At 48.7% G+C, this 238-nt stretch carries 1 protein-coding gene; it reads left to right on the top strand.

Annotation, left to right across the window (positions count from 1 at the left end):
* Positions 1-133: 133 nt before the first annotated feature.
* Positions 134-238, top strand: a 105-nt coding sequence (locus FDX22_RS21530; RefSeq protein WP_146717750.1) for a family 1 glycosylhydrolase, incomplete at its 3' end; no start/stop codon positions are given.

Genomic DNA, 238 nt, shown 5'->3' with positions numbered 1-238 from the left:
ACTGGGAAGCGTTGGGCAAAGTTGAATGCCCGGATTTGTAACTATCGTATTGAAAAACGAGCGCTGTAACCGGTTTCTGTTTAGCAAAATCGCCTATTGTGTAGGGAAGTGAAATACATCAAGGAGCAAGATAATGCGATACCGTTTTCCAGAAAACTTCTGGTGGGGCAGTGCCTGCTCGGCGCTGCAAACCGAAGGGGATAGCCTGAATGGCGGCAAAAGCCAGACAACATGGGAC

The sequence above is a fragment of the Citrobacter sp. TBCS-14 genome, assembly GCF_005280805.1.
Classification (GTDB): Bacteria; Pseudomonadota; Gammaproteobacteria; order Enterobacterales; family Enterobacteriaceae; genus Citrobacter; species Citrobacter gillenii.
Note: the sequence above shows the minus strand (reverse complement) of the source record. Positions and strands in the feature narration are given on the sequence as shown.